Raw genomic sequence first — 6140 nt, 5'->3', positions numbered from 1 at the left:
TAGATATCACGAAAAAATGGACCGGACACCGACAGGATTGGGGCCAGATTCATTCGCAGCTGGAGATATTTTTTGAAGAAAGGCTGTCAGGATTATAAGCAGCGGCCGGGCTGATAGGGCTGGACTGACCAGCCCTGCTTGACATGTCCGGAAACTGCATTATAATACAGACAAAGGCAGAACCTCAATAGGCTCTGCCCAAAGTAACTAATGACATATCTTATATCAGTTTATTCACTTTACACAAAACTTGAAACGGTCTCAACACTTCTCCCACAGCCTCCAGCATGCCAAGGCACTTGTCTCCAACTACCAGTTTGACTCCGTCCAGCCCACGGTCACGCAGCCACTGGAAGAAGTTAACCCAACTGGCTTTGTCTTCTTTCATACCCTCGGCAGCACCTAAAATCTCACGATACCCGTCCTCATTGACGGCAATCGCAACCAGAATAGCCACATTTTCAAACTCTCCGCCCCAGTTACGGCGCAGATAGATCCCATCCACATAGACATACGGATATCGTCCGCCCTGCAGAGGGCGGTTGCGCCAATCCTCAATGTGGACATATGCTTTCTTGTTCAGTTCACTAATGGTGGAGGGAGATACCTTGCTGCCCCAAAGAGCTTCCGTAATGTCCTCTACTCGGCGGACGGATACTCCAGCCAGGTACATCTCGATGAGGGCCTCCTCCACACTGCTCTCCCGGCGGCGGTACCGCTCGATAATAGCAGTTTCAAAGGATATCCCCTTGAGTTTGGGCACCTTGAGTGTGACATCCCCAGAAGTAGTAGTAAGATTACGGCTATAGTGACCGCTCCGATAGCCCTGGCGCAGCTCGTTACGTTCGTATCGTGCTGCCTGGGTTAACTTCTCCGCTTCAGCCTCCAGTAGTTCATTAAGGGTTTCCTCTACGCTTCCGCGTACCAATTCTTTGATTTGACCCTTGATTACTTCCTCATTTAGCTGTACAATTTTCTCGGACATGGTTTGCTGTCTCCTTTCAGAATGGTGGTGTCGCAACTTCATTCTACCAGAGATCTGCAAACCATGTCTCTTTTTATCCATTATAATTTGCGAAACTTATTTTACCTTATCCTGAAGAAGAAAATTGAAGAGGTTATAGGCCGTCATAATACCTGTGCGCTGGCGACGGCGGCAGGCGATTTCGTCCGGTGTACTCCCATTGAGTACCATTATGTGGAGGGCTGTTTCTATCTGTTTTCCGAAGGCGGACTGAAGTTCCGGGCATTAAAGGGAAATCCCCACGTGTGTCTGGCCATCTTTGCGCCATACAGCGGCTTTGGCCAGCTGGAGGGGCTGCGGGTGACGGGGACGGCCCAGATGGCAGAGCCCTGGTCGGAAGAATACCGGAAGCTGCTGGATCTATGCGGCATCTCTGAAGAGGCCATGAAAAAGCTGGCGGAGCCCATGCATCTGATCCGGGTGCGGCCTGCGGTTATGGAGCTGCTGTGCTCGGAACTGAAGCAGGAGGGGTATTCCCCCAGACAGCGGCTGTGTTTGTAAAAAAAGGAGGCGGCGAAGATGTCATTTTTCAGAAAACCTTTTGATTTGAACCGGGACGGAAAGGTATCAGGGCGGGAGAAAGCCCTGGCCTTCGGCTTTTTGATGCATATGATAGAGGAAGAGGAGGAGCAGGCGCGCAGGGAACAGGAACTGGAAGATCTGGCGGCGGAGTGTCTGGCGGATCAGGAATATGACAATAAAACCCACGGCGGATTCTAAGCCGCCGTCAGGAGAAAGGCACGGCTGCCGCCAAGGAGCCGTGCCTTTTTGCGGGGCATGGGAAATATCGTAATTTTTTCTGAATTTTAAAAGTGTACAACATTTTTTGACGACTTTATGCTATACTGTATTTAAGTCTGTATTTTTATAGAAAACAAAGGGAAATCAGGTGTAGAAGCATGGAATTATTTCAGGGAATCTTTGACAGCCTGGGCATTACGGAATTTGTAAAGCCCTCCATCGGTATCACCGATGTGCTGGATATCCTTATCGTAGCCTACATAATTTATAAGATCATTTTCTGGATCAAGGAAACAAGAGCGTGGGCGCTCTTTAAGGGGATCTTAGTGATCTTTGCCCTGGCGGCTGTGGCTTCGATCTTAAAATTGAATACCATCCTCTGGATCTTATCCAATACCATCAGCGTGGGCATCATCGCGCTGCTGATCGTATTCCAGCCGGAAATGCGAAAGGCGCTGGAACAGCTGGGCAAAGGCAAGTTTTTCTCTTACTTTACCCGCAGCGACGACGCCGGCGATGAAAAGGCGGCGGCCAGAACCGTGGATGAGATCGTCAAGGCAGCGGGAAAAATGGGAGCTGTAAAGACCGGTGCCCTGATTTTGATGGAACAGGAAGTTCCGCTGGGCGACCTGGAGCGTACCGGCATCCCCATTGACGCCATCGTTTCCAGCCAGCTGTTAATCAATATTTTTGAGCATAATACGCCCCTGCATGACGGGGCGGTCATCATTCGCCATAACCGGGTGGCGGCGGCAACCTGCTTTTTGCCGCTGACAGACAGCAATGAGGTCAGCATGGAGCTGGGCACCAGACACCGGGCGGCCATCGGCGCCAGCGAGGTGTCGGACGCCTATGTTATCGTTGTGTCTGAGGAAACGGGGAAGATCTCCGTGGCCAGAGGCGGCGTGCTCTATCGTGATCTGACGACGGAACAGTTGAAGACCATGCTTTCCCAGCAGAATCAGACCGGCAGGAAGAAATGGATGATTTGGAAAGGAAGGCCGGAAAAATGAAGAGATTTCAGGAATTATTGATGAAGGATCTGGGCTGGAAACTGCTTTCCATTGCTATTGCGGCCATTATGTGGTTCATGGTCATCAGCATCGACCAGCCGGAGGATACCAGAACATACAGTACACCCCTGCAGATCACCGGCATGGAATCCCTGACGGCCCAGGGGCTGACCATTGCCAACTGGGAGGAATTGTCGGAGACAAAGATCAATATTAAGATCAAGGGACAGCGGACGGCGCTGGATCGTTTGAGCCAGCAGCAGTCCGATATGATTACCGCCGAGGTGGACGCCGCCGATTTGGGATATGTTTCCAGCGGAGATGTGCGCACGGCGGAGGTAAAGGTGACTTTGCCCAGCGGCAGCGGTTATGTCATTGTCAGCAAGAGCCCTTCTGCCGTGGAGCTGTCTATTGAGACGCTGGTCAGCAAGGAATTCCCGGTGGAGATTTCCATGAACGGTATGGCGGAAGGCTCTGAAAACCTTTCTGAGCCGCAGTTAAGCATAGAGACGGTCATGGTAAAAGGCGCGAAATCCGCCGTGGACCGTGTGGCGTCTGTGCGGGCCACTGTCAGCGCCGCGGACGCGGTGGAACAGGGCGTTTTGGAAAGCAAGCTGGTGGCTTATGACGCGGAAGGCGAAACCGTCAGCGGCATTAGCTTCTCTCAGGATACGGTTACAGTATCCTATCTGATGCAGGATGAGAAACAGATCCCCCTGCAGGTGGAGATTTCCGGAACACCGGCGGAGGGATACCATATTCTGGAGATCACCACGACACCGGAAAGTATTACCGTAGTGGGCGAAGAGGACGCTCTGGAAAGACTGTCTTATCTGTCTCTGGAGCCCATTGATGTGGCAGGGCGGACCACCTCCACATCCAGAACCTTCCGTCTGGAGGACTACCTGCCCGATGGGGTACGGATCAAGGACGGTGCCAGCCAGAGCGTACAGGTGATGGTGCATATCGCAAGGAGCGCGGAGACGACGGTGTGGGTTCCTTCTTCCGCCATCACACTGTTGAACATGAACAGCCAGTATACCTATGAACTGCCTTCTTCCGTGGCTGTGACGCTGGTAGGGGAAGAAGATCTTCTGACTAGTGTGGACACAGGGCGGATCAGCGCTACGGTGGATGTGAGCGGTCTGGAAACGGGCACCCATCAGGCGGAGATCCTCTGGCAGCTGCCGGAGGGCATTTCTACCACAGATACGGTCCTTTCCGTTATGGTAACAGCCGCCGGCGGGGACAGAGAGGAAAACAATAACGCGGAGTTTTAACAGCGGGAAATAAAGGAGTTAAGAGAACAATGGGAAGATTATTCGGTACAGACGGTGTCCGTGGCGTAGCGAACACGGAACTGACAGGAGAAATGGCATATCAGCTGGGACGCGCGGGCGCTTATGTCCTGACAAAGGAAACGAACCATGCTCCCCGGATTCTGGTGGGGATGGATACCCGTATCAGCGGCGATATGCTGGAGGCGGCACTGGTAGCCGGCATCTGCTCTGTGGGCGCCCATGCGGTGCTGGCAGGCATTGTGCCGACACCGGCGGTGGCTTATCTGGTGCGGAAATACCGCCTGGACGCGGGGGTTGTAATCTCCGCTTCTCATAATCCTGTGGAGTACAACGGCATCAAATTTTTCAGCAGCAAGGGCTATAAACTCAGCGATGAGCTGGAGGACGAGATCGAGGATATCCTTCTGGGGCATCAGGAGATCCTGCCCTGCCCCACAGGCGCGGCCATCGGCACCCGTTCCATGGCGGAGGAGGCCCTGGATGATTATATCGACTTTTTGACCAAAACCACAAAGGAACGGTTCCAGGGCATCAAAGTGGCGCTGGACTGCGCCAACGGCGCTTCCTATAAAGCGGCGCCCATCGCTTTATTAAATCTGGGGGCGGGCCTGTGCATCATTCATAATGAGCCCGATGGCACCAATATCAATAAGAAATGCGGTTCTACCCATATGGAGGATCTAAAGGTCTTTGTCAAGGAAAACGGCGCCGATATCGGCTTTGCCTTTGACGGAGACGCGGATCGTTGTCTGGCCGTAGACGAAAACGGCGAGCTCATCGACGGGGACAAAATCCTGGCCATCTGCGGTCTGGATATGAAGGAACGGGGCGCTCTGCGCAACGATACCATTGTCGGCACCGTCATGTCCAATCTGGGCCTGACCCTCATGGGCAGAGAAAAGGGGATTGCCATTGAGCAGGCCAATGTGGGTGACCGGTATGTTCTGGAGCGGATGATCGCGGCGGACCGAAATCTGGGCGGCGAGCAGTCCGGTCATATTATCTTTTTGGATCACAACACCACCGGGGACGGCATCCTTACTGCCATCCAGATGCTCTCTGTCATGAAGCGCAGCGGCAAGAAGGCATCGGAGCTGGCGGCGGCTATGGAAACCATGCCCCAGGTGCTGGTAAATGCCCGGGTGAACAACGCCAAAAAGAACACCTATATGGAAGTGCCGGCCATCCGTCATGCCATTGAGGCGCTGGAGGCGGATTTCTCCGCTGACGGCAGAGTACTGATCCGTACTTCCGGCACAGAACCTCTGATCCGTGTTATGATCGAGGGGAAAGATCTGGAAAGAATGGAAAAAGAGGCCCGCCGACTGGCGGAATTTATCGAAAAAAACCTGCAGTAACAGGGAGGAAAGGGAGAAACAGACCTATGAGAAAAAAATGCAGTATTCTGGCGGCGGTATTGATCTGCCTGCTGGCCTTTGTCGGCTGCGGCAAAGATTATACGACACAGTTTTCGGAAGTGAACCAGCTGGAAGGCGTTACTTTGGAATTGCAGGCGGATACACTGAAATCTACCAGTGCCACTTTCCTGCTGACCAATGGCTCCGATCAGGAGGTATCCTACCGTCTGCTGTACCATTTGGAGGAAAAGAAAGACGGCGTATGGGAGGAATTCCCCGGCACAGCGGGCGCTACCTGGGGTGAGGAGACCACAGCTGTGGCAGCGGGGGAAACGGCGGAAATCCCCATCAACTGGAAAACTCTCTGCGGCGGCATTGGCAAAGGGGAATACCGGATCATCCTTCTGGTGAACGATATGCCCGTAGCGGCGGAATTTACGCAGGAATAACAGAAAGCCCGCAGGAATATTTCCTCAGGGGCATCTGCATAAGAAAATAAATATTGCCGGAATCCTTGTAAACAAAGAGGGTTCCGGCAATTTTATTTTGATCGGTACTGTTTTCTGAAGGGGGACCTGCTTTTCCGGCCGTTCTTTTTTTGCGTTTGAATTTATAATCTAAGTGCAACAAGTAAAAATGACTCACAGTTTCTGGTAAAATGGTGTTTGCAAAGACATCCATTAAACTAGGAGGAACTATGAGC

Annotated in this window: 7 protein-coding genes and 1 pseudogene; 6 read left to right on the top strand and 2 right to left on the bottom strand. The window is 52.6% G+C overall.

Annotated features, from left to right (window positions below; translation table 11 throughout):
- Positions 1 to 265: 265 nt before the first annotated feature.
- Positions 266 to 985: pseudogene (locus tag H9X84_RS12500) on the bottom strand (IS256 family transposase); the annotation flags it as partial.
- A 63-nt stretch (positions 986 to 1048) separates the two neighbouring features.
- On the opposite strand from H9X84_RS12500, the gene H9X84_RS12495 reads away from it, so the two are divergent.
- The 6 genes from H9X84_RS12495 to H9X84_RS12470 all read left to right on the top strand — a co-directional run bounded on the left by H9X84_RS12495 (position 1049) and on the right by H9X84_RS12470 (position 5886).
- On the top strand, positions 1049 to 1525 hold the full coding sequence (locus H9X84_RS12495) for a pyridoxamine 5'-phosphate oxidase family protein (protein WP_205134588.1): 477 nt from the start codon (positions 1049 to 1051) through the stop codon (positions 1523 to 1525).
- A gap of 18 nt (positions 1526 to 1543) precedes the next feature.
- Complete coding sequence (locus H9X84_RS12490; protein ID WP_205134589.1) at positions 1544 to 1744, top strand: hypothetical protein; 201 nt, start codon at positions 1544 to 1546, stop codon at positions 1742 to 1744.
- A 179-nt stretch (positions 1745 to 1923) separates the two neighbouring features.
- Positions 1924 to 2778 carry a diadenylate cyclase CdaA gene (gene cdaA, locus H9X84_RS12485; RefSeq protein ID WP_205134590.1) on the top strand — a complete coding sequence of 285 codons (855 nt, stop codon included), beginning with the start codon at positions 1924 to 1926 and terminating at the stop codon, positions 2776 to 2778.
- The gene (locus H9X84_RS12480; protein WP_205134591.1) at positions 2775 to 4058 is read left to right on the top strand and encodes a YbbR-like domain-containing protein; all 1284 of its coding nucleotides are present in this window, start codon (positions 2775 to 2777) and stop codon (positions 4056 to 4058) included. The genes cdaA and H9X84_RS12480 overlap by 4 nt, the downstream gene beginning before the upstream one ends.
- Positions 4059 to 4087: 29 nt before the next feature.
- Positions 4088 to 5437: a phosphoglucosamine mutase gene (gene glmM, locus H9X84_RS12475; RefSeq protein WP_205134592.1), complete on the top strand. Its 1350-nt coding sequence runs from the start codon at positions 4088 to 4090 to the stop codon at positions 5435 to 5437.
- Between the two features lie 26 nt (positions 5438 to 5463).
- Positions 5464 to 5886 carry an immunoglobulin-like domain-containing protein gene (locus H9X84_RS12470; protein ID WP_205134593.1) on the top strand — a complete coding sequence of 141 codons (423 nt, stop codon included), beginning with the start codon at positions 5464 to 5466 and terminating at the stop codon, positions 5884 to 5886.
- Here H9X84_RS12470 and H9X84_RS12465 read toward each other — a convergent pair.
- The coding region (locus H9X84_RS12465; RefSeq protein ID WP_205134594.1) for a hypothetical protein at positions 5873 to 6140 on the bottom strand (268 nt) is incomplete at its 5' end. The genes H9X84_RS12470 and H9X84_RS12465 overlap by 14 nt on opposite strands.

The organism is Anaerotignum lactatifermentans (assembly GCF_016902535.1).
In the GTDB taxonomy this organism is placed as follows: Bacteria; Bacillota; Clostridia; order Lachnospirales; family Anaerotignaceae; genus Anaerotignum; species Anaerotignum lactatifermentans_A.
The sequence above is the reverse complement of the archived record's forward strand: the minus strand, read 5'-3'. Positions and strand labels throughout refer to the sequence as shown.

What these genes read in the sequence shown, in the direction of transcription:
- H9X84_RS12495 (WP_205134588.1), top strand. Translation starts at nt 1,049, where the DNA reads ATGTCTCTTTTTATCCATTATAATTTGCGAAACTTATTTTACCTTATC.
- H9X84_RS12490 (WP_205134589.1), top strand. Translation starts at nt 1,544, where the DNA reads ATGTCATTTTTCAGAAAACCTTTTGATTTGAACCGGGACGGAAAGGTA.
- cdaA (WP_205134590.1), top strand. Translation starts at nt 1,924, where the DNA reads ATGGAATTATTTCAGGGAATCTTTGACAGCCTGGGCATTACGGAATTT.
- H9X84_RS12480 (WP_205134591.1), top strand. Translation starts at nt 2,775, where the DNA reads ATGAAGAGATTTCAGGAATTATTGATGAAGGATCTGGGCTGGAAACTG.
- glmM (WP_205134592.1), top strand. Translation starts at nt 4,088, where the DNA reads ATGGGAAGATTATTCGGTACAGACGGTGTCCGTGGCGTAGCGAACACG.
- H9X84_RS12470 (WP_205134593.1), top strand. Translation starts at nt 5,464, where the DNA reads ATGAGAAAAAAATGCAGTATTCTGGCGGCGGTATTGATCTGCCTGCTG.